The sequence below is a fragment of the Mesorhizobium sp. 131-3-5 genome, from assembly GCF_016756575.1.
In the GTDB taxonomy this organism is placed as follows: Bacteria; Pseudomonadota; Alphaproteobacteria; order Rhizobiales; family Rhizobiaceae; genus Mesorhizobium; species Mesorhizobium jarvisii.
Map to the genome: position 1 here is coordinate 89,548 of NZ_AP023254.1, position 25,867 is coordinate 115,414.

The following is a 25,867-nucleotide window of genomic DNA, read 5'->3' on the forward strand; positions in this document are numbered from 1 at the left end:
GCCGCCGCCATGTCGATCCGCCCCGTGATCACCAGCGATGGTGCCAGCGGTGGTGCCAATGATGTATCGGCCGGATTATCACGCGACGATGATTGGGCACGCAATTTCCCCATCGGTTCAGGTGCCAGCCAGGGCCGCATCTCCAGCCGACGCTTTCTATCGGCAGCGGAGCGGCATTGGGCTTGGCCATGGGCAGGGCCTGCGAGCCGACACTCGACAGCATCAATGCGCCTGCAGCGGCGGCAATCGGCAGAATGTATCTGGTGAGCATGATGGTGTCCTCCATGGTTGACATTCCCGAGGACAACATACCACTCACCCGGCCGAATGCCGGGTGAGTGGTCCGATCACATATCCGTTAGCGGGCAGAGTGCTTGCCAAGCGACGCCGCGACTTTCAGCGCGGCGTCGTCGAGCATGTCGCCTCGATCAGGCGGCCTCGACCTTGGCGGCCGGCGCATCCTGCACCAGTTTGGTCACGCCGGCGAAGTCGAGCTTGCCGGAGCCGAGCACCGGTACTTTCGGGACGACGCGCACTTCGGCGGGCACCATCAGGTCCATGGCGCCATTGGCCTTGGCGAAGGCCAGGAACTCGGCACGTGTGGCGCCGGGAGCCTCGGTGATGAGAATGAGCTTCTCGCCCTTGCGTGCATCCGGCACGGACGCGACGGCCGACAACGAGCCTTTCCACACTTCACCCGCCAGCGCCTCGACGGCGGCAAGCGAAATCATCTCGCCACCGATCTTGGCGAAACGCTTGGCGCGGCCGCGAATGGTGATGAAGCCGCCCTCGTCGACCGAGACGACATCGCCGGTGTCATGCCAGCCGTCCACCAGCGGTTCCAGCACACCCGGCTTCTCGGTGCGCAGATAGCCCGACATGACATTTGGGCCGCGCACGTAGAGACGCCCGCCTTCATCGACGCCGGGTACCGGATCCAGGCGGTATTCCATGCCGGGCATGATTTTACCGACGCTGCCGGACTTGTTGTACATCGGCGTGTTGATGGCGATCACCGGCGCCGCTTCGGTCACGCCGTAGCCCTCGAGGATACGCACCCCGAACTTCTCCATGTAGGTCATGCGCGTGGCTGCCTTGACCGGTTCGGCGCCGGCAAAGCAATAGCGTATCGAACGGAAGTCGTAGGGATGCGCGGTGCGGGCATAGCCGCTGAGGAACGTATCGGTGCCGAAGATGATCGTCGCGTTGGATGCGTAGATCAGTTCCGGCACGATGCGGTAGTGCAGCGGCGACGGGTAGAAATAGACCGGCACGCCCGAGATCAGCGGCAGCACCGTGCCAGCCGTCATGCCGAAGGAATGGAAGATCGGCAAAACGTTGAACACCTTGTCGCCCGAGTGGAAGTCGATGCGCGAGGCCGCCTGCGCGGCATTGGCCAGGATGTTGCGATGGGTGAGCACGACGCCCTTCGGCGTGCCTTCCGAGCCGGAGGTGAACAGGATCACCGCCGGGTCGTCAGCCTTGCGCGGCGCGCGCGGCGTCGACTTGCGCAACAGGCCAAGCAGCTTGTCCTTGAGACCGATGGTTGCACGCAGATCGTCGAGCCAGACGATGTCGACCGACCGGCCGATCTCCTCGACCACCGCGCCAAGCTTGGCCTGTTCGACAAACGCGCGGGACGTGAGCACGGTCTTCACTTCAGCGGCCTTGCAGGCGGAAAGGATGTTGGCGGCACCTGCAGTGAAGTTGATCATCGCCGGCACCTTGCCGGACGACATCACGCCAAGCAGCGTGGCACATGAGCCGTTGGCGTTGGGCAGCATGATACCGAGCGTCTGCTGATCGGCATAAAGGTTCTGGAATTTCTCGCCCAGCACGGCGGCCGCCGTCAGCAGCTTGCCATAGCTCAGCGAGCCGGTGACCGGATCCTGCACGGCGAGCCGTTTCATGCCGCGTTCATTCGCCGTCAGGATGATCTTCTCAAGCACCGTCCTGTCGATGTCCTGGGTGCGGAAGACGAGATCCGACATGACCTGATAGAGGGCCGAACCCGCCGCGGCGCGGCGCTTGCGGCCCTTCAGTTCCGGCGGCACTTGCAGCTTGACCGGCTCCAGAATGGTCACCTTGACCTTCGGGAACAGGCGGCGGCGCACATGCTGCGACGTCAGCCGGGAAAACGGGCTCTTCTCCAGCCCGTCGATGCGGATCGGCACGACCATCGAGCGGGTCTTGTCGGCCACCATGGCGGCGCCGTCATAGACCTTCATCAGCCCGCCGGTGACGGTGATGCGGCCTTCGGGGAAGATGACCAGCGGATCGCCGGCCTGCACGATCTTGATCAGCGTGCGGGTCGACATCGGCTTGGCCGGATTGAGCGGCAAAGCACGGGCGAGCTTCATGAACGGCTTCATCCACCAGGCCTGCGCGATGGCGTAGTCGATGGCGAAGACAGGCTCCTCGTCGGTCAGCGTCAGCGCCAGCGGGCCGTCGAGGAAGCTGACATGGTTGAGCGCCAGGATCGGCGCCTTGCCGGCCGCCTTGAGGTTCTCCATGCCCTCGACTTCCAGGCGCAGGAAGGCGCGGAACAGGATGGACACGAAATCGCGGAAGGCGTTGGTCGGCAGGAATTTCAGCATCAGCCAGGCGGCGACGGCATTGGCCGCGGCCAGGCCGAACAGGATGCCGCCGGTGGAGACTTTCGTCTGGATCGCGGCGACAAGGATGCCGCCGACCGTCATGAAGCCGGCATTGACGATGCTGACCGCGGCGACGACGCGGGCGCGGCGCGCTTCGGGCGACCAGGCCTGCACGGCGGCGAAGGTCGGCACCACGAGGAAGGCGCTGGCGATGGCCATGCCGGCGAGGTCGATCGCGACACGGATCGTGTTTTGGCCGGCGAAGAACAGGGCGAGGCTTTCCGCCTTCGGCGAAGGCTGCATGCTCCAGATGGTCCAGGCCAAATGCAGGCCGAACAGCGCCAGCAGCGCCGTGCCGACCGGTGCGGGCAGAAGCACGATGCGCCCCTGCGACATCCATGCGGCAATCGCCGAGCCGATGGCGATCGAGACGGCGAACACGGCGAGATAGACGGTGACGGCGATCTCGTCGCCGCCGAGCGAATCCTTGATCAAGGTCGGCAGGATCGAAAGCACGATGGCGCCGATCAGCCAGAACCACGACGTCATCAGGCCGGCGCGCCAGATCCGCGTGTCGGTCCGCAACTCGCTGACCTGGCGCCAGGTCGAGCGGAAGATGTTCCTGTCGATGACGAGGTCAGGTGCCGCCGAACCCGTTGGCGGGATGTAGCGGCTGACGAACCAGCAACCGACGGCCAAGGCCATCATGATCGGCCCGAAGACCGTGACGCCTATGCCGTCGGCCGAGACGACGCCGCCGGCGATGGTGCCGCCGAGGATGGCGGCGAAGGTGGCCGACTCGATCCAGGCGTTGGCCTTGGGCAGTTCCTTGCGCTCGAGGTGATCGGGCAGGATGCCGTATTTGATCGGCCCGAACAGCGCCGAGATGATGCCGAACATCAGCAGCGCCGTCATCAGCACCGGGATCGACGACAGCGCTATGCCGGCGACAGACACACCCGCGGCGGCAATCTCGGCAAATTTCAGCCGCCGGGCGATGAGGGCCTTGTCGAAGCGGTCGGCGATCTCACCGCCAAGCGCGGACAAGAGCAGAAAGGGGGCCATGAAGACGGCCCCGGCGAGCGTGACCAGCGAAGCCGCCTGACCGGCGGCCAGCGTAAAGAGGATCAGGAACACCAGCGTGTTCTTGAGGAAATTGTCGTTGAAGGCGGACAGGAACTGCGTCCAGAACAGAGGCGCAAAGCGCCGGGACAACATCAGATGCGTGTTCATGGCGGTTTCCATTTGGCGGAACCCTGCGGCTATTCGCCGGAGGCCCTGCGGGCTGCAGGCGCTGTTTCAAGCTCAGTGATAGTCATGAGCTGGTTAAACTTCCTTACAGTGCCCGATGTCCATATCGTGGCTTCCGGTCTGCCAGAAATGAACATCGTTCATAAGCGCACTCTATCACGTCTTGAACATTGTTCAAGCGAAAAATGAACGACGTTCATCGTATCTGGAAACGGAGCCCGGGACCGGTGACGTCTCTGGTATGTCGAAGTTAGGGCGCCAAGGTTGCCGGACCTGGCCCGAGCGTCGCCACTGTCTTCAGCGCGCCGTCGAGCATGTCGCCCTTTTCGTCCTTCAAGGCCGCCTCGCGCAGGCGGCGGATCCAGTCGGCGGCATCGCCGCGGCCCTTGAGCATGGCAAGCGCGGAGAGCACGCGATCGAATTTCGACTGCGCCCGGACATGGGTGTCGCTGTAGCCCTTGATCAGCCGGCGGCAGTTGAGGATTTCGACGGCGAGCGCATAGTCCTCCGGCACATGGGCGAGCGCCAGCGCGTACCAGCGATCGAGATGGGTCATCTCGACCTTGTGGCGCAGCAGGCTGCGGCGCCAGCGGCGCAGGCCGCCGATGAACCAGAGCGCGGCGAAGCCGGCGAAGCTGTCCGTGCGGATGCGGCGGCCATGGTTGATGCGGCGGTCGAGGAAGGCGGCGAGCTTCGGCCGGGTCTCGATATAGCTGCCCAGCCCCGCCGGCATCGTGCCGCAGAACTCCTCGATGCGGGGATGGAAATATTCGGTGACCTGCAGGATCGAACCGTCCTTGACGCCGACTTCCTTGCGCACGCGCCGGTCGCGCGTCGAACGTGTTTTCAGATCGGCGACGCGGATCATGTCGTCATAGCAAAGGGCGTTGGCGATATGCTTGGCGGCGGCGATGGACAGCGCATAGGAATGGTCGGCGCCATCCAGCGCGAGAGCCCGGTCGAGCCGGTCAAGATACTCGCCGCCATAGGCGATGTCCTGATAGTCGACGACCTTTCTCAGGCCCCGCAGCGCCATATCGCGGATGGCGACGGGCATCAGGTCGACGCGGGTGGCGAGCGCCTGCCAGCCCTGCAGGAGGCCTTGCGGGCCGCTGACGCGCGCCAGGGCGGATTCGACAATCGCCGGCTCTGCCAGCTTTGACGCAGGTGCGGCCGTGCCGCGCGCGCGGTCATACGCGGCGCCAAAGGCGGCGAGGCTGGCCTTGACGCCCCGGCCACCGGCACCGATCGCCTGCTCATAGCTCTCGCGGGTGAATGGCAGTGCGTCCGAGCCCGCCAGCGCGCCAAGCAGGCTGGCCGAGATCATCGAACCATTGTCGGCGGCGATCTTTTCCATGTCGAAAGCGATGAAGCGCTTCGACGCGGCTTCGGCCGTCGCATGCACCTTGGAAGACGAGGCCCGGCCGTCGCCTGGCTCGATCTTTTCCGACACGGCGGCGATGCGGTGCGACGAAGCGATCAGCGTGGTGCGTTCGGGCGTGACGAAACCGCGGATGATGGCGCGGCCGGCCTCCATCAGCTCCGCGGCGATCAGTATGTCGACATCGCCTTGCGAGGGCGACAGCGCGAAGACCGGCAGCCGGCCGGTGTCGCGGGCCATTTCGACATAGTAGATGGTGGCGCCGGTTCGTTGCGCCACGCCGGCGACCGAGGTCGATTGCGCGACATAGCCATTGCGCTCGGCGACATCGGTGATCCAGTCGGCCAGCACGCCGCCGCCCTGGCCGCCGACCGCCAGCACGGCGAGCTTGATGACGCGCTCGTCGTCCTGGGCGCCGGCCTTGGCGCGGAATGGCGGGACAGCGTCAAGCATCGGCGAAGGTCAGGCGCCGGCTTTCGCGGCGGCGCTGCAGCAGGCTGATAACCGCGCGACGCGCGCTTTGCAGGAAGCGGTCCCAGCGGCTCGGATTGTGCACGACATCGGCGCGGTAGAAGGACGGGCAGAGCACGGCGGCATCCGCGACCTCACCGCAATTGCCGCAGCCGACGCAGTTCTGGTCGATCGATGCCACCGGATCGTCGCGCAACGGATCGTCGAGCGACTTCACCGACAGTGACGGGCAGCCCGACAACCGCATGCAGGCGTGGTCGCCGGTGCAGATGTCCTCGTCGACACCGAATTTCGGTTTGACGACACGCGCCCCCCCCTTGATCGCCTTGTCGACCAGCGGCTTTTCGCGGCGCTGCCGGTTGAGCATGCATTCGGACGAGGCGACGATGACCTTCGGCCCCTTCTCCTCCGTCGTCAGCGCCTCGCGCAACGTGTCCTGCATTTTGCCGACATCGTAGGTACGGTCGACATGGCGCAGCCATTTGACGCCCATGCCTTTCACCGCTTCGGTGATCGGATGTTTTGTCGACTTGGTCTTGTTGCCCGCGCGCGACGACAGGATGTCCTGCCCGCCGGTGGCGGCCGAATAGAAATTGTCGACGATGACGATGACGCCGTCATTTTTGTTGAACACGGCATTGCCGATCGAGGAGGTCAGGCCGTTGTGCCAGAAGCCGCCATCGCCGACGAAGGAGATCGAGCGGCGCTTGGCGTCGGGCGAATTGAACGCCGAGGCAGAGGCCGGCCCCAGCCCATAGCCCATGGTTGTCGCGCCGAGCTCGAAGGGCGGCATGATCGAGAACAGGTGGCAGCCAATGTCGGACGCGATGTGGTGCTTGCCGAGTTCCTGCTCGACCAGCTTTGTCGCGGCGAAGATCGGCCGCTCCGGACAGCCGATGCAGAAGCCCGGCGGCCTGCCCGGCACGACATTGATCAGGTCCGCGGTGTCGACGCCGTCGCCGACCTTGTTGGGCGCGCGCACTTCACCCGGAAGCAGATGCGGCGCCTCGGCGCGCAGGAAGGCACCGATGCCGTCGAGCATGACCTGGCCGGTATATTCTCCGGCCATCGGCAGATATTCCTTGCCGACCAGCCTGGAGCCACGCCCGGCCTTGTGCAGCATCGCCGCGAAGGCCTGCTCGATGTAATTGGGCTGGCCCTCCTCGACGACCAGCACCGCCTGCTTGCCCTCGCAGAAGGACAGGAACTCGTCGTCGATCAAGGGATAGACGGCGTTGAGCACGTAGAGCGGCACGTCCGTCTCGCCATAGGTGTCGGCAAGGCCGAGACGCTGCAAGGCGCGGATGACGGAATTGTACATGCCGCCCTGCATGACGATACCGACCGAGCCGTGATCCGAACCGAAGAATTCGTTGATCTTGTTCTTGGCGATGAAATCGACGGCGGCCGGCCAGCGCTTCGCCACCTTCTCCTTCTCATGCAGGAAGGAGGCCGGCGGCAGCACGATGCGGCCGGTGTCGCGGCGCGGCGCTTCCAGCGCATCGGCGACCGTCATGGGCGGGCGCTTGTTGTCCTTGGCAATGAAATGGCCGTGGACGTGGCAGCAGCGGATGCGCACCTGCAGCATGACCGGCGTGTTGGAGATTTCGGACAGTTCGAAGCCGTCCTCCACCGCCTTGACGATCGACGGCAGATTCGGGCGCGGGTCGAGCAGCCAGACCTGGCTCTTCATGGCGAAGGCATGGCTACGCTCCTGCATGATCGAGGAGCCTTCGCCGTAATCCTCGCCGACGATGATCAGCGCGCCGCCGGTGACGCCGCCGGAGGCAAGATTGGCGAGCGCGTCGGAAGCGACATTGGTACCGACGGTCGATTTGAAGGTCGCGGCACCACGGATCGGGTAATGCACCGAGGCGGCCAGCATGGCGGTGGCGGTGGCTTCCGAGGCGCTCGCCTCGAAATGCACGCCCAGTTCGCCCAGAATGTCCTGCGCGTCGGCCAGCACATCCATCAGATGGCTGATCGGCGCGCCCTGATAGCCGCCGACATAGCCGACGCCGCATTGCAGCAACGCCTTGGTGATGGCGAGGATGCCCTCGCCGGCAAATTCCTCGCCGGCGCCAAGCCTGAGTTTTTCAACTTCCTTGGCAAAAGACCGTTCGGCCATCTCCGCCTCCTTCCCTTGCCGCAGCGAGCCGGCGGCGCGTACGTCTAGATGTCGTGCTTGCGAATGTTCTTGAGCATCTTCAAAAGCGTTGCGATGAGTGCCGCATATTCAGCATCGTCGATATCGTCGAACATCGCCTCGAACGCGTCATGCATGGCCGGCCAAGCGCGCGCGAACTCGGCGCGGCCCTCGTCGGTAAGGAAGACATGGCGGATGCGGCTGTCGGTGATGCCCTGCTCGCGCCGCACGAAGCCTTGCCCCTCCAGCGTGTCCAGCGTGCGGCTCAAGGTTGACTGCTCGATCACCGTATAGACCGAGAGGTCGTTGACGGTGACGCCATCGGTGACCGACAGCACGGCCAGCGTGCGCACCTGCGGAATGGTCAGGCCCTGCTTGCGGAAATCGTCGCGCAAGGTGGCGTTGTAGCGGCCCATGATGCGGTTCATCAGATAGGGCGCGAATTGCTGCAGGCCGATCTGGCCGAGCGTCGAAATGCGCTGGCGCTTTTCCGCTACCTTCTGCTCCATCACAGCCTCCCCGCCAGGAGAAAGCCGGAACCGCCGCCGAGACCCGCGCCCGGGTGGGTCGAGGCGCCGATATGATAAAGCCCCTTTATGCCGGTCTGGTGGTTGCGGCTGGTCTTGAACGGCCGCCACAGGAAGGACTGGTCTATGGTCGAGGAACCGCCATAGGGATCGCCGCCGACCAGATTGATGTTCATCGCTTCGAGGTCGGCAGGCGAATAGGCACGGCGGGCAATGACATTGTCCTTGAAGCCATCGATATGGCTGGCGAGGATCGCTTCAGCGCGGTCGGCATAGGCCTCGCGCAGCGCGTCGGTCCATTGCCCGTCAGCCGGGGCCTGCAGCTTACCGGCGGCATCGCCTTTGATGTGGCGAGGCGCCTCTGGCAGTTGCAGCCACAGGATTGCCTTGCCCTCCGGACAGCGCGACGGGTCGAGCGCATGCGGCTGGCCGACGCAGATGGTCGGCACTTCCGGCAGCAAGCCGCGCACCGCCTCGTTGCAGGCTTTCGACACGCCATCCAGGCCCGGCGTCAGATGCAGCAGCGCCACCTTGTCCAGTCCTTCGCCGCGCCATGCCGGCGGCTTGTCCAGGGCGTAGTGGATCTGGAAGTTGCCTTTGCCATAGCGGTATTTCCGCGTTGCCTCGACGTCGGCTTTGGGAGCCTCATTGCCGAGCAGCCGGCCATAAAGCTGCGTCGGCGTCACCGAGCAGATGACGCTCTTCTTCGCATGGACCGTTTCGCCCGAGGCCAGCCGCACACCGGTGGCGCGACCACCAGCCAGGATGATGGAGGCGACGTCGGCTTCGGTGGAGATGACACCGCCGCGCTCGATGATCAATGCCTCGAAGGCCGACAGCAGGTTCTTTGCCCCGCCCTTGACGATCGGGGCGCCCGCGGCTTCGAGCGCGAAAGCGATCACCTTGGCGATCTGGCCGGAGAAGGCATCTTCCGGTCCCAGCCCGGCATGCAGCACCCAGGGCGCCCACAGCGCCTTTACGGTCTCGGACTGGTAGGTGCTTTCCAGCCAGCCGCGCGCCGGCGCCAGCGCCTCGCCGAGAAAGCCGGCAAGGCCGCGCGGGCCGCGCCGCCAGGCATCGCCGGCCAAAAGCTTGGCCGTCGGATAGGACCACAGGCTGCCGCCGAGCAGGCCGAACAGCAGGCCGGCATTGCGTTCGATGCCGCCGACATCGTCGGCGTGCCGGTCGCCATCACCCGCCGCGATCGCATTGAGGACGGCGACATTGGCGGCGCGGTCGGTGCTGAGCACGGCATGGCTGCCGTCCGGCCGCAGCACGCCGGTCGGCCTGCCGGTGTGGCAGAACTCCAACCCATGCCGGGCGAGGTCGCCGCCCAATGCCGCAAAGGCCGGCGAGGTGATGAACAGCACGAAGGTCGTCGCCATCACATCGTGGATGAAGCCGGGCGCGGTGATCTCCTCGGTGCGCATGCAGCCGCCGATGCGGTCGTTGCGTTCGAGGACGAGCACCTTGGCACCCTTGCCGCCAAGCATCGCCGCGCAGACCAGCGCGTTGATGCCGCTGCCGACGACGATGTGATCGGGCGCTTTCATTGACAGTTGCTCTCGACCGTCGGGCGCATGATCTTCTCCCGAAGACCCACCTCGCTCTATTTTCCCGACACCAGCGCCAGCGCGCGGATCGGGCTGCCGGTGCCGTGCTCGATCTTGAGCGGTGCGGCGATCAGGATGGCGCCCTTCGGCGGCAGTTGGTCGAGGTTGCACAGGCTGGCCAGGCCGTAGCGGTTGGCCTTGTGCATCAGCGTGTGTGCAGGGAATGGCGGCTCCATGCCGCCCGCCTTGCCGGCATCGGTGCCGATCGTCTCCGAGCCCCAGCCCTTGATGTCCTTGGCTATCAGATACTGGATGGCCTCGGCCGTCGGGCCGGGCGTGTGCGGGCCGGTCTCGTTGGCGTTGAGGAACTCGGCTTCCGAGCCGTTGCGCTTGTACCAATCGGTGCGCATCACCACCCACTCACCGGCGTTGATGGCGCCGTGCTTGGCTTCCCACGCCTTGATGTGGTCGACGGTGAGCAGGAAATCGTGATCGGCTGCGGCTTCCTTGGAGCAGTCTATGACATTGACCGGGCCGACGAAGTTCTGCGCCGGAATGGTGTCGGTGGCGCCGTCAGGATAGTCCTTGCCGGTGATCCAGTGCTGCGGCGCATCGAAATGCGTGCCCGAATGTTCGCCGAGCTTCAGCCAGTTCCACGCCCACCACGGACCGTTCTTGTCATAGCGGGAGATCGAATGGATCTCGACCTTCGGCGTGTCGACGGCGAGTTCCGGCGGCAGCTTGATCAGCGGCGTGTCAGGCCCGAGCTGCGCCGAGAGGTCTACCACCTTGATGGCGCCTGACAGCAACTGGCCGGCGACTTCGCCGAGGAGTTTTTGGGTGTCCATGGTCTTCTGTTCCCTCTTTTCGATGATGATCAAGGCTCGTCTCGGCCCTTAATATCCTACTAGACGAAAACATATGCATCTGCAATTATCTTTAAGCATAAAGGAAATGGGAACGGGGCGTGAGCGAGTTCGACGCCATCTTTGTCGGGGCGGGCCACAACAGTCTGGCATGCGCCGCGCATCTGGCGCTCAAAGGCTGGAAAATCGGGATTTTCGAGCGCAGCGCAACAATCGGCGGCGCCGTCCAGACCCGCGAATTCACCCTTCCCGGCTTCCGCCATGATTTCGGCGCGATGAATCTGAGCCTCTTTGCCGGCTCCGCCTTTCACCGGAAATATGCAAATGAATTGAAAGCGCAGGGCCTGGAATTCGCCCCGGTCGCCGACTGTTTCGCCAGCGCCTTTCCAGACGGACGCTGGTTCGGCGTCAGCAACGACCTGGAAAAGACAGCCACGCGCATGGCTGCTTTCTCCGCCGCCGATGCCGCGACATGGCGCGGACTGGTTGCCGCCTTCCCGGCCGAGGCCGAACATCTGTTCCGGCTGCTGGGCTCACCGATGAGCGCCCGCGCGCTGGCCGGCTCGGCGTGGAACCTGTGGCGCAAGAAAGGCATGTCCGGCGCGCTCGACACCGGCCGACTGCTGCTGTCGTCGCCACGAGCCTGGCTGGAGGAGACGTTCGAGTCGCCGCATGTACGGGCAACGCTCGCCACTTGGGGCATGCATCTCGACTTCGCCCCCGATATCGCCGGGGGCGCGGTGTTCCCCTATCTGGAATCGATGGCCAACCAGAGTTTCGGCATGGTGCTGGGCAAGGGCGGCGCCGACACCATCATCCGGGCGCTGGCCGGCATGGTGACGTCCGCCGGCGGCCAGATCGTCACCGGCGCCGAAGTGGCGGAGATCACGGTTTCCAACGGCAAGGCGACCGGGGTGCGGCTGGCTTCAGGAGAAACGCATACCGCGACCAAAGCGGTTATCGCAGGCGTCGCGCCCAAGGCGCTGACCGGCAAGCTGCTGCCCGGCGGTTCCGGTAATGCCGGGTTCGACACGGCGATGAAGAAATTTCGGTACGCGCCGGGTACGATGATGATCCACCTGGCGCTGGACGAGCTGCCGGACTGGCGTGCCGGCGCCGAGTTGCGGCGGTTCGCCTATGTGCATCTGTCGCCCTCGCTCGACGCAATGTCGCGCACCTATCAGCAGGCAATGGCCGGCATGCTGCCGGACGAACCGGTGCTGGTCGTCGGCCAGCCGACCGCGATCGATCCGTCACGCGCGCCACAAGGCAAACATGTGTTGTGGGTACAGGTGCGCATGCTGCCTCCCGAGATAACAGGCGACGCGGGAGGGCAGATCGCGCCCGCGCATTGGGATCAGGTTAAGGACGCCTACGCCGAGCGCGTGCTCGACATCATCGAGACTTATGCGCCCGGCCTGCGGAGCAAAATCCTTGGCCGTTCGGTCTTTTCGCCCATCGATCTCGAGCGCGAGAACCCGAACCTGGTCGGTGGCGACCAGGTCTGCGGCAGCCACCATCTGGCGCAGAACTTTTTGTTTCGCCCGGCGCGTGGCTATGCCGGCTGGAACACGCCGGTCGGCAATCTGCATCTGACGGGAGCCGCGACATGGCCGGGCGCCGGCACCGGTGCGGCCTCGGGCTTCATGCTCGCGCAACAGCTTGGCGGGAGGTAGGCTCCGACGATTTTATCGAGGTGACGAGAGGCAAGGCGCTGCTGCCGACGAAGCCTGAACCCATGAACGGATAGTGCCGCGCAAAGACAATAACCAACAAGGGGAACGACCATGAAAATCAACAGACGCGAATTGCTGGGATACAGTGCCGCGGCACTCGGCGTGGCCGCGGTTGGCCTGCCGAAAATAGCCAAGGCGGCGGCCGGCGAACTGACCATCGCATACAATGTCAACCTGCCATCCTGGGATCCGACAACCGGACCTTCGGCTGTCAATCCGACGATCCAGGGCCTCTACCAGTCGGTGTTCGACCAGATCATCCCGCAAAAGCCCGACCTGTCCTTCGCGCCCGGCCTGCTCACCGAGTGGGGCTGGAACGACGACCGCACCAAGGTGATGATGACAGTGCGCGAAGGCGTGAAATGGCATGACGGCTCGCCCTTCACGCCCGAGGACGTCGTCTGGTCGCTGCAGCGCGCGGGCGACGAAAAGACCGGCAACCCGATCCAGTTCGTCTGGAAGAACGTCAACAATTTCAAGATCGACGGCAACAAGATCACCGGCGACGTGGTGCAGTTCGACCCGGTCTATTTCAAATGGATGTCGTTCCTGACCGGCTACATCCTGCCGAAGGCCTATTACGAGAAGGTCGGCGCCGAAGGTTTCGAGAAGGCGCCGATCGGCACCGGCCCGTACATGGTGGAAAAATTCGAGCGCAACGCCTTCCTGCGGCTGAAGGCCAATCCGAACTATTGGGGCGGTAAGCCGGCTTTCGAGAATGTGACGATCAAGTTCGTCACCGATGCGGCGAGCCGCGTCGCCGAGATCGAATCCGGCTCCTCGCAGGTGACGCTCGAAATCCCTTACGAAGAATACGACCGGCTGATCGCCAAGGACGGACTCGCCGGCTCGATCAAGAATGTCTCCGACATCGGCATGATCTTCTTCAACAACAAGGACGCCATGCTCGACAAGAATGTCCGCCAGGCAGCCGTCATGGCGGTGGACAAGGAGCTTCTGGTCAAGCGGCTGCTGCGCGGCTACGGCCAGCCGATCGACACGCTGGAGACGCCGGAATACGCCGCCTATGATCCGTCGATCAAGGTCGAGCACAATCCGGAAAAGGCCAAGGAATTGCTCGCCGCCTCCGGCTATTCGACCAAGAAGCCGGCGAAGTTCACTATACAGACCACCAAGGGCTTCAAGCCCAAGGACTACGAAATGGTGCAGGCGATCGTCGGCATGTGGCGCAAGGTGGGCATCGAGGCCGAGATCGAGGTCTACGAGATCGCCAAGCACTATGAACTGCGCGCCGCGCACAAGCTGGCGCCGGCGGCCTTCTACAACTGGGGCAATTCCATCGGCGATCCGACCACCTCGACCGGTTTCGCCATGTTCGGACCCTCGCCGCACTCGTCCTGGAAGACCGACGACCTCGACGCCAAGATCGGCCCGCTCTGGGGCGAGAAGGACGAGGCCAAGCGCATCGCCGGCTGGAAAGCGGTCGACAAGTACATTGCCGAAGAGGCCTATGTGCTGCCGCTCATCCAGTACGCGCAGCCGATCGTGCACTCGAAGAAGGTCAATGTCGTGCAGCACATTTCCGGTGCGCTGCTGCCGGCCCTGATGACCCCGGCCTGATATCGGCCTGGAATTGCCGCGCGCCGTCCATAGCGACGGCGCGCATTTTTCTATCAGGCATACGAGCCATCGGGCTCCTGCAAAGATTTACATGCTCCTGCAACGATTCCTGATTCGTCTTCTGACGATGCTTATCACGCTGTTCGGCGTGGCCGTCGTCGTCTTCGTCGTGATCCGCGTCGCGCCCGGCGATCCGATCGCCATGATGCTGCCGCCCGGCGCGACGGATGACGACATCGCCCGGCTGCGGGCACTCTACGGGCTCGACAAGACCATCGTGCAGCAATTCTTCATCTGGCTGTCCGGCGTTATCCGCGGCGATTTCGGCACCTCGATTTCGCTGCGGCAGGATGTGCTCGGCCTCGTCTTCAACCGGCTGCCGGCCACGCTGGAGCTGGCCATCGTCGCGCTGATCATGGCAGTGGCGCTCGGCGGTACGACGGCCGTTCTCGGCGCGCGCGAACGCGGCACGGCGGTGGAAGTCGGTATCGACATCGCCAGCGGGGCGGCACTCTCCATTCCCGATTTCCTCTGGGGCCTGGTGCTGATCCTGTTGTTCGGCGTGCTGGTGCCGATCTTCGACATTTCCGGCCGGGTGTCGCCGCAGCTCGACCTGCCCTTCGCCACCCAGTTCTATTTCTTCGAAAGCCTGCTGCGGCTGCGCTTCGACCTGACCTGGGACCTTTTGAAACACATGCTGATGCCGGCGGTGGCGCTGGCGCTGCCGCTGGCGGCTATCATCTCGCAACTGCTGAAACAGTCGCTGAAGGAAGTGCTCGACCTCGACTATGTCGTGCTTGCGCGGGTGAAGGGGTTTTCGGAAACGCAGGTCATCCTGCGCGAGGCCCTGAAGAACGCGGCTTTGCCGACGCTGACCCTTGTCGGCGTACAGTTCACCTTCCTCATCGGCGGCACCGTCATCGTCGAGCGGCTGTTTTCCTACGAAGGCCTAGGCAACATGGCGATCGATGCCGTCATCAACCGCGACCTGCCGCTGATCCAGGGCATCGTGCTGGTCTTCGCGCTGCTGTTCGTGCTGATCAATCTCGTGGTCGACATGATGTATGCGCTGCTCAATCCGAGGCTGCGTCATGGATAGGGCCTCAAGACGCGGACTGAGCCCCAGGCTGTGGCTCGCCGGCGGCTGGCTGCTGCTGGCGCTGCTGGCGGCGATCTTCGCGCCGCTGGTCGCGCCGCAAGACCCGCTGGCGCAGGATCTGATGCTGGAGCGGCTGCCGCCCTTCTGGCTCGATGGCGCCGAGCCCGGCTATTGGCTGGGCACCGACAGCCTCGGCCGCGATCTGTTGTCCAGGTTGATCTTCGGCGGCCGTATCGCCTTCATCGTCGCTTTTGCCGCGGCCATCGCCGCCTGCCTCGTCGGCTCGACGCTCGGGCTGATCGCAGGCTATTTCGGCGGCTGGGCGGACCGCATCATCTCGCGCATCGTCGATATCTGGATGGCGTTTCCGCCGGTGCTGTTCGCCATCCTGCTGGTGGCGGTGCTGGGCACGGGCCTCAGCTCTGTCATCCTGGCGATTGCGATCATCGACTGGACGCGCTTCTGCCGGGTGATCCGCGCCGAGGCGATGGGCCAGTCGCGCATGGATTATGTCGAGAATGCCCGCATCGCCGGCTATGGCCGCATCGGCATCATGCTGCGCGAAGTGCTGCCCAATGTGGTGCCGTCGATCGTGGCGCTGCTGTCCTTGGAGATGGGCATCGCCGTCATCGTCGAGGCGATCCTGTCCTTCGTCAATCTGTCGATCTCGACCGACGATCCGACCTGGGGCGGCATCATTGCGGAAGGCCGTCTATCGATCCACCAGGCCTGGTGGGTGCTGGTGTTTCCTTTGATCACGCTGATCCTCACCGTGCTGTCGTTCAGCCAGTTCGGCGAAGCGCTGAAGGCGCGTTTCGACCCGGTGCTGCGATGAGCGCCTGTCTCGACATCGCCAATCTCAGCGCCGTGCTGCCGAACGGCCGGCGCGTGCTGCGCTCGGTGTCGCTCGCCGTGCAGCCCGGCGAGGTCCGCGCGCTGGTCGGCGAGAGCGGCGCCGGCAAAACGATGATCGGCAAGGCGGTGCTCGGGGTGTTGCCGTCGAGCGTGCGCATCGTCGAGGGCGACATGCTGCTCGAAGGCGAAGACCTCGGCAAGCTTCAGCCCAAGGCAAGGCGCACGCTGGTTGGCGCCCGCACGGCGCTGATCCCGCAGGATCCACTAACCGCGCTCAACCCGTCGCGCCGCATCGGCCCGCAGATGACCGACCGGCTGGTGCGCATCCTTGGCTGGAGCGGCGAGAAGGCCGACACGCGCATCCGGCAGTTGCTGGACGAGGTGCAGATCCGCGACCCCGAGCGCGTGCTGAAAAGCTACCCGCATGAGCTCTCCGGCGGCATGCGCCAACGCGTGCTGATCGCGGCCGCCTTCGCCGCCGAACCCCGGCTGATCGTCGCCGATGAGCCGACCACGGCGCTCGACGTCACCGTGCAGAAGCAGATCCTGCGCCTGATCGCCGCCTTGCAGCGCGAGCACGGCACCGCGATCCTGTTCGTCACCCATGATCTCGGCGTCGTCGCCAAGATCAGCCAGAAGGTCTCGGTGCTTTATGCAGGCAAGGTGGTTGAAGAAGCCGACACGGCAGCGCTCTTCGCCGCCCCGCAGCACCCCTATACGCGGGCGCTGATGGCGGCGACGCCGCGCTACACCGACCCTTTCGCCTCGCTGAGACCCGTGGACGAAGCGGTGCTGGCCGGGCTTGCCGCGGAGATCGCGGCAGCGGACCTGGCGTGGAGGCGGCCGCATGGTTGAGCCGCTGTTTTCCGTGCGCGGGCTGAAGGTCGCCTTGCCCGACATGACGCGCAAGCCGCTGATCGGCCGTGCGCCGTTGGCCGAAATCCTGAAAGGGCTCGACTTCGACCTGCCGAGGGGCTCGGTGACCGGCATCGTCGGCGAGTCCGGGTCCGGCAAGTCGACGCTTGGCCGCGCTTTGGTTCGTCTCCTGGAGCCGAGCGCGGGCAGCGTCAGCTTCGAGGGCCGCGACATCACCCATCTGCCGGAGGCGGAGCTGCGGCGTTTACGCCGCGACCTGCAGATGATCTTCCAGGATCCGATGTCGTCGCTCAACCCGCGCCGCACCATCGCCAGCATCATCGCCGCGCCGCTCAAGCAGAACGGGCTTGGCGACAGGCTCAAGGAACGCGTCGCCGAGGCGCTGCAGCGGGTCGGCCTGCCGCAGAGCTTTGCCAGCCGCTACCGCCACGAGCTGTCGGGCGGCCAGCGCCAGCGGGTCGGCATTGCCCGTGCGCTGGCGCTGTCGCCGAAATTCGTGCTGGCCGACGAGATCGTCTCCGGTCTCGACGTCTCGACGCAGGCGCAGATCTTGACCCTGCTGGAGAAGCTGGCAGCGGAGATGGGCCTGACCGTCGCCTTCATCAGCCACGACCTGTCGGTCATCCGGCGGCTGTGCCGGCAAGTCATCGTCATGCGCGAAGGCGTGATCGTCGAGGCCAGCGCCACCGACGCATTGTTCGACAACCCCAGCCAAGTCTACACGCGCGACCTCATCGCGGCCATTCCGCTGCCCGAGATCGACGCCGGCTGGCTGGACATTCCGGCCGCCGCCAAAGCCCCGACATGAATGCATTCGCATGCCGAAAAGCGGGTTTCGGACATGCGACCGCAAAGACCCAGGTCCCGCCAATGGAGAGGACTGACATGAAGACGATACTTCGAAATGCAACGCTTGCCGCCGCTGTCCTTGGCGGCGCCGGCATGGCCTCGGCGGATTCGATCCCCGGCATGCGCGGCCACGATCACACCGGCATCACCGTCCCCGACATGAAGCAGGCGGTCGACTTCTTCACCGAGGTGGTCGGCTGCAAGAAGGCGATGTCGTTCGGCCCGTTCGCCGACGACAAGGGCACCTTCATGCAGGACCTTCTGGGCGTCGATCCCAAGGCCGTCATCGAGCAGGTCACCATGGTGCGTTGCGGCTATGGCTCGAACATCGAGCTGTTCAAATACACCGCGCCCGACCAGAAGGATCTGACGCCGAAGAACAGCGACATTGGCGGCTTCCACATCGCCCTCTATGTCGACGACGTCGCCGCCGCCAAGGCCTATCTCGACGGCAAGGGCGTCAAGACGCGCATGGGACCTCTGCCGGTCAAGGAAGGCCCCGCCGCCGGCCAGACCATTCTCTATTTCCAGGCGCCCTGGGGATTGCAGCTGGAAGCGATCAGCTACCCCGACGGCATGGCCTATGAGAAAGGTGCCGAGACGGTGCTGTGGAGCCCGAAGAACCCGGAAAAGTGATCCTTCGGCGCGCGCTTGCGGGACGACACGCAAGCGCGCCGCCCGGTATCAGGACAATGATTTCGACATAAAACTTTAAGCTTGAAATATTTTGCCGCTGGCGCGATACTCACAAGGCAGCAAGCGAAGAGGAGATCGCACAGATGAAGGTTGCGGTTCTCGGCGGCGGTCCAGCCGGCCTCTACTTTGCCATATCGATGAAGCTCAGGGATGCCGCGCACGATGTGACGGTGTTCGAGCGCAACCGCGCCGACGACACGTTCGGCTGGGGCGTGGTGCTGTCGGCCGAAACGCTTGATAACCTCGCCAAAAACGATCCGGTCAGCGCCGTCTGGATCAAGAAGCATTTTGCCTATTGGGACGACATTGCCGTCATCCATGACGGCGTGCGCACGGTCTCGTCAGGCCATGGTTTTTGCGGCATCGGCCGCAAGCGGCTGCTGATCCTATTGCAGCGCCGCGCCCGCGAGCTCGGCGTCAAGCTGATGTTCGAGACCGATATCGCCGATCCCAAGCCTTACATGGAGACTCATGACCTGGTCGTCGCCGCCGACGGGCTGAATTCCAGGGCGCGCAACACTTTCGTCGACATCTTCAAGCCCGACATCGACACCCGCAAATGCAAATTCGTCTGGCTCGGCACCCACCAGAAATTCGACGACGCCTTCACCTTCATCTTCGAGAAGACCGAGCATGGCTGGGTGTGGGCGCACGCCTACCAGTTCGACAGCGAGACGGCGACCTTCATCGTCGAATGCAGCGAACAGACCTGGGCTGCCTTCGGCTTCGGCGCGATGACGCAGCAGGAATCGATCGCGGTGTGCGAGCGCATCTTCGCCAAGCATCTCGGCGACCATGCGCTGATGACCAATGCCAACCACATCAGGGGCTCGGCCTGGATCAATTTCCCGCGCGTGCTGTGCGAACGCTGGTCGTATAAGAACCTGGCGCTGATGGGCGACGCGGCGGCCTCGGCGCATTTCTCGATCGGCTCCGGCACCAAACTCGCCTTGGAAAGCGCGGTGGCGCTGGCCGAGTATGTGGAAACCGAGCCGGACCTCGATGCCGCCTTCCGCAAATATGAGGATGCGCGCCGCACCGAAGTGCTGAAGCTGCAATCGGCGGCGCGTAATTCGCTCGAATGGTTCGAGGAGGTCGAACGCTATCTCGGCCTCGATCCGGTGCAGTTCAACTATTCGCTGCTGACCCGCTCGCAGCGCATAAGCCACGAGAATTTGCGGCTGCGCGATGCCGAATGGCTGGGCGGCGCGGAAGAATGGTTCCAGCGCCAGGCGGGTGCCGGCCGCAACAGGCTGCGCCGCGCGCCGATGTTTGCGCCGTTCAAGCTGCGCGACATGAAGCTGCAGAACCGCGTCGTCGTCTCGCCGATGGCGCAGTACAAGGCCGTCGACGGCTGCCCGACCGACTGGCATTTCACCCACTATGCCGAGCGTGCCAAGGGCGGCGCCGGGCTCGTCTATATCGAGATGACCTGTGTCAGCCCGGAAGGCCGCATCACGCCCGGCTGTCCCGGCTTCTACGCGCCCGAACACGAAGTGGCGTGGAAGCGGCTGGTCGATTTCGTCCATTCCGAGACCGAGGCCAAGATTTGCGCCCAGATCGGCCATTCCGGCGCCAAGGGTTCGACCCGACTCGGCTGGGAAGGCACCGACGTGCCGTTGGCGTCGGGCAACTGGCCTGTCATGGCGGCATCGGCTGTCGCATGGTCGCCTGAGAACCAGGTGCCGAAGGCGATGGACAGCGCCGACATGGACCTGGTGCGCAACCAATTCGTGGCTTCGGCCGAGATGGCTGACCGTTGCGGCTTCGACATGCTGGAGATCCATGCCGCGCATGGTTATCTCCTGTCGTCCTTCATCACGCCTGTCACCAACCGGCGCACGGATGAATATGGCGGCTCACTGGAAAACCGCATGCGCTATCCCCTCGAAATCTTCCACGCGGTGCGCGCCGCCTGGCCGACGGAGAAGCCGATCTCGATGCGCATTTCGGCCAATGACTGGGTCGGCATCGAAGGCGTGACGCCGGCCGACGCGGTCGAGATCGCGCGGCTGCTGCACGAAGCCGGCGTCGACATATGCGACGTCTCGGCCGGGCAGACATCGGCACTGGCCAAGCCGGTCTACGGCCGCATGTTCCAGACGCCGTTTTCCGACCGAATCCGCAACGAGGTCGGCATGGCGACGATGGCGGTCGGCAACATCTACGAGCCGGACCATGTCAATTCGATTCTGATGGCCGGCCGCGCCGATCTGGTCGCGCTGGCAAGGCCGCATCTGGCAGATCCCTACTGGACGCTGCATGCGGCGGTGACGCTCGGCGACCGCGGCGTCAAATGGCCGGATCCCTACCTGCCCGGCCGCGACCAGATCTACCGGCTGGCCGAGCGCGATGCGGCCGCGGGGCTGAAAGTATGACGGCGGCACCAGCGATCTCCGCCAAGCATGCGCTGGTCACTGGTGGTGGCTCCGGTGTCGGCCGGGCCATAGCGCTGGCGCTGGCGGAAGCGGGCATCAATGTGACCATCTGTGGCCGCCGCGAAGCGGAGCTTGCCAAGGTGGCCGGCGAAAGCGGCCGTATCTTCGGTATTGCCGCCGATGTCACCAATGAGGCGTCGATGGCCTCGCTCTACCACGCGGCGGAAGCCGCGCGCGGGCCGTTCGACATCGTCATTGCCAATGCCGGCATGGCCGGCAGCACACCAGCGAACAAGACCACGCTGGCCGATTGGCAGAAGACGCTCGACGTCAATTTGACTGGCGCCTTCCTGACGGTGAAACCTGCGCTGGCCGGGATGGCTGCGCGCAAGACAGGACGGATCATCTTCATTGCCTCAACGGCAGGGTTGAAGGGCTACGCTTACGTGGCACCTTACGTGGCGGCCAAGCATGGCGTCGTTGGGCTGATGCGGGCACTGGCGGCGGAAACCGCGAAATCCGGCGTCACCGTCAATGCGGTTTGCCCGGGTTTTGTCGAGACCGCCATGCTGGAAGAGTCCATCCAGCGCATCATCGAAAAGACCGGCCGCTCTGCCGGCGAGGCGCGGGCGAGCCTTGTCTCGACCAATCCGCAAGGCCGCTTCATCCAGCCGCAGGAAGTCGCCGCCGCCGTGCTGTGGCTGTGTGGCGATGCGGCGTCATCGATCACCGGACAGGCAATTTCCATCTCAGGAGGCGAAACATGGTAGCCGGCCCCCTGCCCGCACCGTCGGGACCCGGCAAGGACCGTCTGCGTCTGTGGATCAGGCTGCTGCGCGCCTCGCGCACGATCGAGGCCGAGTTGCGCGAGCGCCTGAAGAAGGAATTCGACACGACGCTGCCGCGCTTCGACGTGATGGCGGCGCTGTACCGCGTGCCGGAAGGCATGCTGATGAGCGACCTGTCGCGCTTCCTGCTGGTCTCCAACGGCAATGTCACCGGCATTGTCGACCGGCTGGTTTCGGAAGGGCTGGTAGCTCGCGCCCGCCGCAATGGCGACCGCCGCACCTCCATGGTGCGGCTGACCGAGGAAGGCACCAAATCCTTTGCCACGATCGCTGCCGCCCATGAGGGCTGGATCGGCGAATTGCTGGGCAAGGTCAGCGAGGAGGACGCCCGCCGGCTGACCGGCATGCTGACCTCGTTCCGCAGCAACTGGGAGGGACGCGAATGACCGGGATGGCCGGGCTGAAGCCGAAGCATTTCCTCTGGGAGGTCGAGGGCAGGATCGCCAAGGTCCGGCTCGACCGGCCGGAGCGCAAGAACCCGCTGACCTTCGACAGCTATGCCGAGTTGCGCGATGCGTTCCGCGACCTCGTTTATGCCGACGACGTCGACGCCGTGGTGTTCCTCTCCAATGGCGGCAATTTCTGCTCCGGCGGCGATGTCCACGACATTATCGGCCCACTGGTCAAGATGGACATGAAGCAGCTTCTCGCCTTCACCCGCATGACCGGTGATTTCGTCAAGGCGATGCTGAATTGCGGCAAGCCGATCATCGCCGCCGTCGACGGCGTGGCGGTCGGCGCCGGCGCCATCATCGCCATGAGCTCCGACATCCGCATCGCCACGCCGGAGGCCAAGACCGCGTTCCTGTTCACTCGCGTCGGCCTTGCCGGCTGCGACATGGGCGCCTGCGCGATCCTGCCGCGCATCATCGGCCAGGGCCGTGCCGCGGAACTGCTCTATACGGGCCGCACCATGACGGCCGCCGAGGGTGAGCGTTGGGGGTTTTATAACAGGCTGGTCGATGCGGCCTCCCTCGAGGCGGATGCACTCGACATGGCAGCGCGCATCGTCTCAGGCCCGACCTTCGCCCACGGCATCACCAAGACGCAGCTCAACCAGGAATGGTCGATGGGTCTCGACCAGGCGATCGAGGCCGAAGCGCAGGCACAAGCGATCTGCATGCAGACGCGCGATTTCGAGCGCGCCTACAAGGCGTTCGTGGCCAAGGAAAAGCCAGTGTTCGAGGGGAATTGAGGATGATCGGTTTTCGCCCAGGCACCCCCCTCTGGCCTGCCGGCCATCTCCCCCGCAAGGGGGGAGATCAGCTGTACGTTCTGTTTTCGCCAATCTCCAACGTCGCCAGGTCGAAGCCGTCGGCAAAGCTGCCAATCTCCCCCCTTGCGGGGGAGATGTCCGGCAGGACAGAGAGGGGTGCCTCGCAACGACACGCGGAAGGTTACCTCCATGCCTGACCGATCCTTTCTCAACTGGCCGTTCTTCGAGAACCGCCATCGCGAACTTGCCGAAAGCCTGGAAGCATGGTGCGCGAAAAACCTTCCCGTCGATCATCACGACGTCGATGCCGCCTGTCGAGCGTTGGTGGCGAAGCTTGGCCGTGACGGCTGGCTGAAGCCGACAGCTGTCGACACCGACAATTCCGGCCCGCTCGACGTGCGGACACTATGCATCACGCGCGAGACGCTCGCGCGCCATGACGGGCTCGCCGATTTCGCCTTTGCCATGCAAGGGCTGGGCACCGGCGCGCTCAGCCTGTTCGGCACGGCGGACCAACAGCAATGGCTGGCGAAGACGCGGGCCGGCAAGGCAATCTCGGCCTTCGCCCTGTCGGAGCCGCGCTCGGGATCGGATGTCGCCAACACCGAGATGACGGCGACCCGCGACGGCGACAGCTATGTTCTGTCAGGCGAAAAGACCTGGATCTCCAATGGCGGCATTGCCGATCTCTACATCGTCTTTGCCCGCACCGGCGAGGCGCCGGGTGCCAAGGGGCTTTCGGCCTTTATCGTACCGGGTGACGCCAAGGGCCTTGGCATCGCTGAGCGCCTCGAAGTGATCGCGCCACATCCGCTGGCGCGGCTGTCCTTCGACAAAGTCCGCCTGCCGGCCTCGGCGCTGATCGGCAAGTCCGGCGATGGCTTCCGCATCGCCATGTCGGTGCTCGACGTGTTCCGCTCGACCGTCGGCGCTGCGGCGCTCGGCTTTGCCCGCCGGGCGCTGGACGAAAGCATCAGCAGAGTGGCCGAACGCAACCTGTTCGGCGCCCCGATGGCCGAATTGCAGATGGTGCAAGGCCACATCGCCGACATGGCGCTCGACGTCGACGCGGCGGCACTTCTCGTCTATCGCGCCGCCTGGACCAAGGACATGGGCGCCGCGCGGGTAACTCGCGAGGCGGCGATGGCAAAACTGTTCGCCACCGACAAGGCGCAAGAGGTAATCGACAGAGCGGTACAGTTGCATGGCGGCGATGGCGTGCGCAAAGGCCACATCGTCGAAAACCTGTATCGCGAGATCCGCGCGCTTCGCATCTATGAGGGTGCCTCCGACGTGCAGAAAGTGGTCATCGCGCGGCAAGTGATGGGCGCGGCCTGACGGCATGAAATTGACGGGCATTCGATTTCGAGACTTGGTTTTCAGGAATACCGGGAGGCTTCAAATGCATGAGATTCTGCAGCCGGAAGGCTGGGCCAAACCGGTCGGCTACGCCAACGGCGTCGCGGCGCGTGGACGGCTCATCTTCGTCGGCGGACAGGTCGGCTGGAACGGGCAGTGCCAGTTCGAAACCGACGACTTCGTCGGCCAGGTGCGGCAGACGCTGCAAAACATCGTCGCTGTGCTGGCCGAGGCCGGCGCTGAACCACAGCACATCACCTCGATGACCTGGTATTTCACCGACAAGGCCGAGTATCTCGCCAATCTCAGGGGGCTCGGCGAAGCCTATCGCGAGGTCATCGGCCGGCATTTCCCGGCGATGGCCGCCATGCAGGTGATGGCGCTGGTCGAGGATCGCGCCAAGGTGGAGATCCAGGCCACCGCTGTGATACCGGACGAACTCGTTCGTCTGGACTAAGTTACCCGCAGGCCTGCCTTCCTCAAAATCGGCAACACGTGGTCGCAGAAATAGGGCAGTTCCTGCGTGTAATTGACGAATGACAGCGCGATGCCCTGGTAACCCTGCCCGGCAATGGCGGCCATGTCGGCGGCGATCGTTTCGGGCGTGCCAATCAGCGGATAGGTGCCGGCGCCGCCGGCGAAACGCTGCCGGTAGCGGTCATAGGCATGCGGGTCGTGCGATTGCGAGAATTCCTTCTTGCCGGCCATGTGGGCATCGACCGCGTCGTGGTCGGCCATATCAACGGCATAGCGCGTGTAATAGGCCTGCGCCTCTTCCATCGTCGGGCGGCAGACGACATGCGCCACCGTGTAGACGCCGACATCGCGGCCCACCTTGTCGGCGCGTTCGCGAATGTCGGCGACATGCTTGCCGGCATCGCTCATCTCGGAAAAGGTCGTGAACAGGTAGTCGCACCGGGCGGCGGCGAAATCGCGGCCCGGCCCGCCGAACGCGGCGTTCATCGTCACCGGTCGCGGAACTTGCAGGCTGGCCGGCCGGCTCACCGCTTCCTTCAGGTGATAGTAAGTGCCTTCATAGTCGAGCGGCTCGGACGACGCATAGAGCTTCTCGAGGATTTCGATCCATTCGGCCGCCTGGTCGTAGCCCTTCTCGACCAGTGGCGTACCGAACATGCCGAATTCCTTCGGGTTCCAGCCGCAGACGATGTTGAGGCCGGCGCGGCCCTGGCTGATATGGTCGACCGTCGCCAGCGCCTTGGCGGCATAGAGCGGATGCACGAGCGGCACATGCACGGTCATGAACAGGCCGATCTGTTCGGTGGCCATGCTGAGGGCCGCCGCCCAGGTGAAGGTCTCGAACGACCACTCGCGCACCTTGTTGCGGCCGCCGAAACCACGCCACCGGGCGATCGGCAGCATGAACTCCAAGCCGGCACGGTCGGCGATCTGCGCCGCCGTCAGATTGTCCTGCCAGTTCGCCGCCCAGCGTTCCGGAACATCTGATATGGCAAGGCCGCCATCGGCATTGGTCGAAAAGACGCCAAGCTTCAGTTTGTTCGGGCCGTGCAACGGATGCGTTTTCATCATGTCTCGAACTCGCGGCGGGAGATCACACGCTACG

21 protein-coding genes are annotated in these 25,867 nt (G+C 64.5%); 13 read left to right on the forward strand and 8 right to left on the reverse strand.

What is annotated here, in order from left to right; all coding sequences use genetic code 11:
- Window positions 1-28: 28 nt before the first annotated feature.
- From JG747_RS00440 to JG747_RS00470, 7 genes are all read right to left on the reverse strand, one after another.
- Entirely contained in the window at window positions 29-271 is a 243-nt protein-coding gene (locus JG747_RS00440; protein WP_084791738.1) for a GCG_CRPN prefix-to-repeats domain-containing protein, read from the reverse strand.
- A gap of 157 nt (window positions 272-428) precedes the next feature.
- A complete protein-coding gene (locus JG747_RS00445) occupies window positions 429-3,830 on the reverse strand; it encodes an acyl-[ACP]--phospholipid O-acyltransferase (RefSeq protein WP_202360940.1) in 3,402 nt (1,133 codons plus the stop codon).
- A 268-nt stretch (window positions 3,831-4,098) separates the two neighbouring features.
- Window positions 4,099-5,682 carry an indolepyruvate oxidoreductase subunit beta family protein gene (locus JG747_RS00450; RefSeq protein ID WP_202360941.1) on the reverse strand — a complete coding sequence of 528 codons (1,584 nt, stop codon included), beginning with the start codon at window positions 5,680-5,682 and terminating at the stop codon, window positions 4,099-4,101.
- On the reverse strand, window positions 5,675-7,828 hold the full coding sequence (locus JG747_RS00455) for a thiamine pyrophosphate-dependent enzyme (protein WP_019863007.1): 2,154 nt from the start codon (window positions 7,826-7,828) through the stop codon (window positions 5,675-5,677). The genes JG747_RS00450 and JG747_RS00455 overlap by 8 nt, the downstream gene beginning before the upstream one ends.
- Before the next feature lie 44 nt (window positions 7,829-7,872).
- Window positions 7,873-8,355 carry a MarR family winged helix-turn-helix transcriptional regulator gene (locus tag JG747_RS00460; protein WP_019863006.1) on the reverse strand — a complete coding sequence of 161 codons (483 nt, stop codon included), beginning with the start codon at window positions 8,353-8,355 and terminating at the stop codon, window positions 7,873-7,875.
- Window positions 8,355-9,926, reverse strand: a complete 1,572-nt coding sequence (locus tag JG747_RS00465; protein WP_202360942.1) for a phytoene desaturase family protein — start codon at window positions 9,924-9,926, stop codon at window positions 8,355-8,357. Before JG747_RS00465 ends, JG747_RS00460 begins: the two co-directional genes overlap by 1 nt.
- Before the next feature lie 56 nt (window positions 9,927-9,982).
- Window positions 9,983-10,774, reverse strand: a complete 792-nt coding sequence (locus JG747_RS00470; RefSeq protein WP_010913233.1) for a cyclase family protein — start codon at window positions 10,772-10,774, stop codon at window positions 9,983-9,985.
- A gap of 119 nt (window positions 10,775-10,893) precedes the next feature.
- Between JG747_RS00470 and JG747_RS00475 the strand changes: the two genes are divergently transcribed.
- The 13 genes from JG747_RS00475 to JG747_RS00535 all read left to right on the forward strand — a co-directional run bounded on the left by JG747_RS00475 (window position 10,894) and on the right by JG747_RS00535 (window position 24,742).
- Entirely contained in the window at window positions 10,894-12,468 is a 1,575-nt protein-coding gene (locus JG747_RS00475; RefSeq protein ID WP_202360943.1) for a phytoene desaturase family protein, read from the forward strand.
- Window positions 12,469-12,579: 111 nt separating this feature from the next.
- Window positions 12,580-14,109 carry an ABC transporter substrate-binding protein gene (locus JG747_RS00480; RefSeq protein ID WP_019863002.1) on the forward strand — a complete coding sequence of 510 codons (1,530 nt, stop codon included), beginning with the start codon at window positions 12,580-12,582 and terminating at the stop codon, window positions 14,107-14,109.
- 91 nt (window positions 14,110-14,200) lie between these two features.
- On the forward strand, window positions 14,201-15,208 hold the full coding sequence (locus JG747_RS00485; RefSeq protein ID WP_202360944.1) for an ABC transporter permease: 1,008 nt from the start codon (window positions 14,201-14,203) through the stop codon (window positions 15,206-15,208).
- Window positions 15,174-16,043, forward strand: a complete 870-nt coding sequence (locus tag JG747_RS00490) for an ABC transporter permease (protein ID WP_171903239.1) — start codon at window positions 15,174-15,176, stop codon at window positions 16,041-16,043. The genes JG747_RS00485 and JG747_RS00490 overlap by 35 nt, the downstream gene beginning before the upstream one ends.
- Window positions 16,040-16,918: an ABC transporter ATP-binding protein gene (locus JG747_RS00495; protein WP_202360945.1), complete on the forward strand. Its 879-nt coding sequence runs from the start codon at window positions 16,040-16,042 to the stop codon at window positions 16,916-16,918. The genes JG747_RS00490 and JG747_RS00495 overlap by 4 nt, the downstream gene beginning before the upstream one ends.
- Window positions 16,911-17,747, forward strand: a complete 837-nt coding sequence (locus JG747_RS00500; protein ID WP_202360946.1) for an ATP-binding cassette domain-containing protein — start codon at window positions 16,911-16,913, stop codon at window positions 17,745-17,747. The genes JG747_RS00495 and JG747_RS00500 overlap by 8 nt, the downstream gene beginning before the upstream one ends.
- 77 nt (window positions 17,748-17,824) lie before the next feature.
- Window positions 17,825-18,424 carry a VOC family protein gene (locus tag JG747_RS00505; protein WP_027047708.1) on the forward strand — a complete coding sequence of 200 codons (600 nt, stop codon included), beginning with the start codon at window positions 17,825-17,827 and terminating at the stop codon, window positions 18,422-18,424.
- A 143-nt stretch (window positions 18,425-18,567) separates the two neighbouring features.
- Window positions 18,568-20,862: a bifunctional salicylyl-CoA 5-hydroxylase/oxidoreductase gene (locus tag JG747_RS00510; protein ID WP_202360947.1), complete on the forward strand. Its 2,295-nt coding sequence runs from the start codon at window positions 18,568-18,570 to the stop codon at window positions 20,860-20,862.
- Window positions 20,859-21,632, forward strand: coding sequence for an SDR family NAD(P)-dependent oxidoreductase (locus JG747_RS00515; RefSeq protein ID WP_019862995.1), 774 nt, complete (start codon window positions 20,859-20,861; stop codon window positions 21,630-21,632). The genes JG747_RS00510 and JG747_RS00515 overlap by 4 nt, the downstream gene beginning before the upstream one ends.
- Window positions 21,626-22,096: a MarR family winged helix-turn-helix transcriptional regulator gene (locus JG747_RS00520; protein WP_010913223.1), complete on the forward strand. Its 471-nt coding sequence runs from the start codon at window positions 21,626-21,628 to the stop codon at window positions 22,094-22,096. The genes JG747_RS00515 and JG747_RS00520 overlap by 7 nt, the downstream gene beginning before the upstream one ends.
- Entirely contained in the window at window positions 22,093-22,905 is an 813-nt protein-coding gene (locus tag JG747_RS00525; protein ID WP_064984552.1) for an enoyl-CoA hydratase family protein, read from the forward strand. The genes JG747_RS00520 and JG747_RS00525 overlap by 4 nt, the downstream gene beginning before the upstream one ends.
- 210 nt (window positions 22,906-23,115) lie before the next feature.
- Window positions 23,116-24,264, forward strand: a complete 1,149-nt coding sequence (locus tag JG747_RS00530) for an acyl-CoA dehydrogenase family protein (protein ID WP_038651948.1) — start codon at window positions 23,116-23,118, stop codon at window positions 24,262-24,264.
- A 64-nt stretch (window positions 24,265-24,328) separates the two neighbouring features.
- On the forward strand, window positions 24,329-24,742 hold the full coding sequence (locus JG747_RS00535; protein WP_019862992.1) for a RidA family protein: 414 nt from the start codon (window positions 24,329-24,331) through the stop codon (window positions 24,740-24,742).
- On the opposite strand, the gene JG747_RS00540 is transcribed toward JG747_RS00535, so the two are convergent.
- Window positions 24,739-25,833, reverse strand: coding sequence for an LLM class flavin-dependent oxidoreductase (locus tag JG747_RS00540; RefSeq protein WP_064984550.1), 1,095 nt, complete (start codon window positions 25,831-25,833; stop codon window positions 24,739-24,741). The two genes, JG747_RS00535 and JG747_RS00540, sit on opposite strands and share 4 nt — an antisense overlap.
- Between the last annotated feature and the right edge of the window lie 34 nt (window positions 25,834-25,867).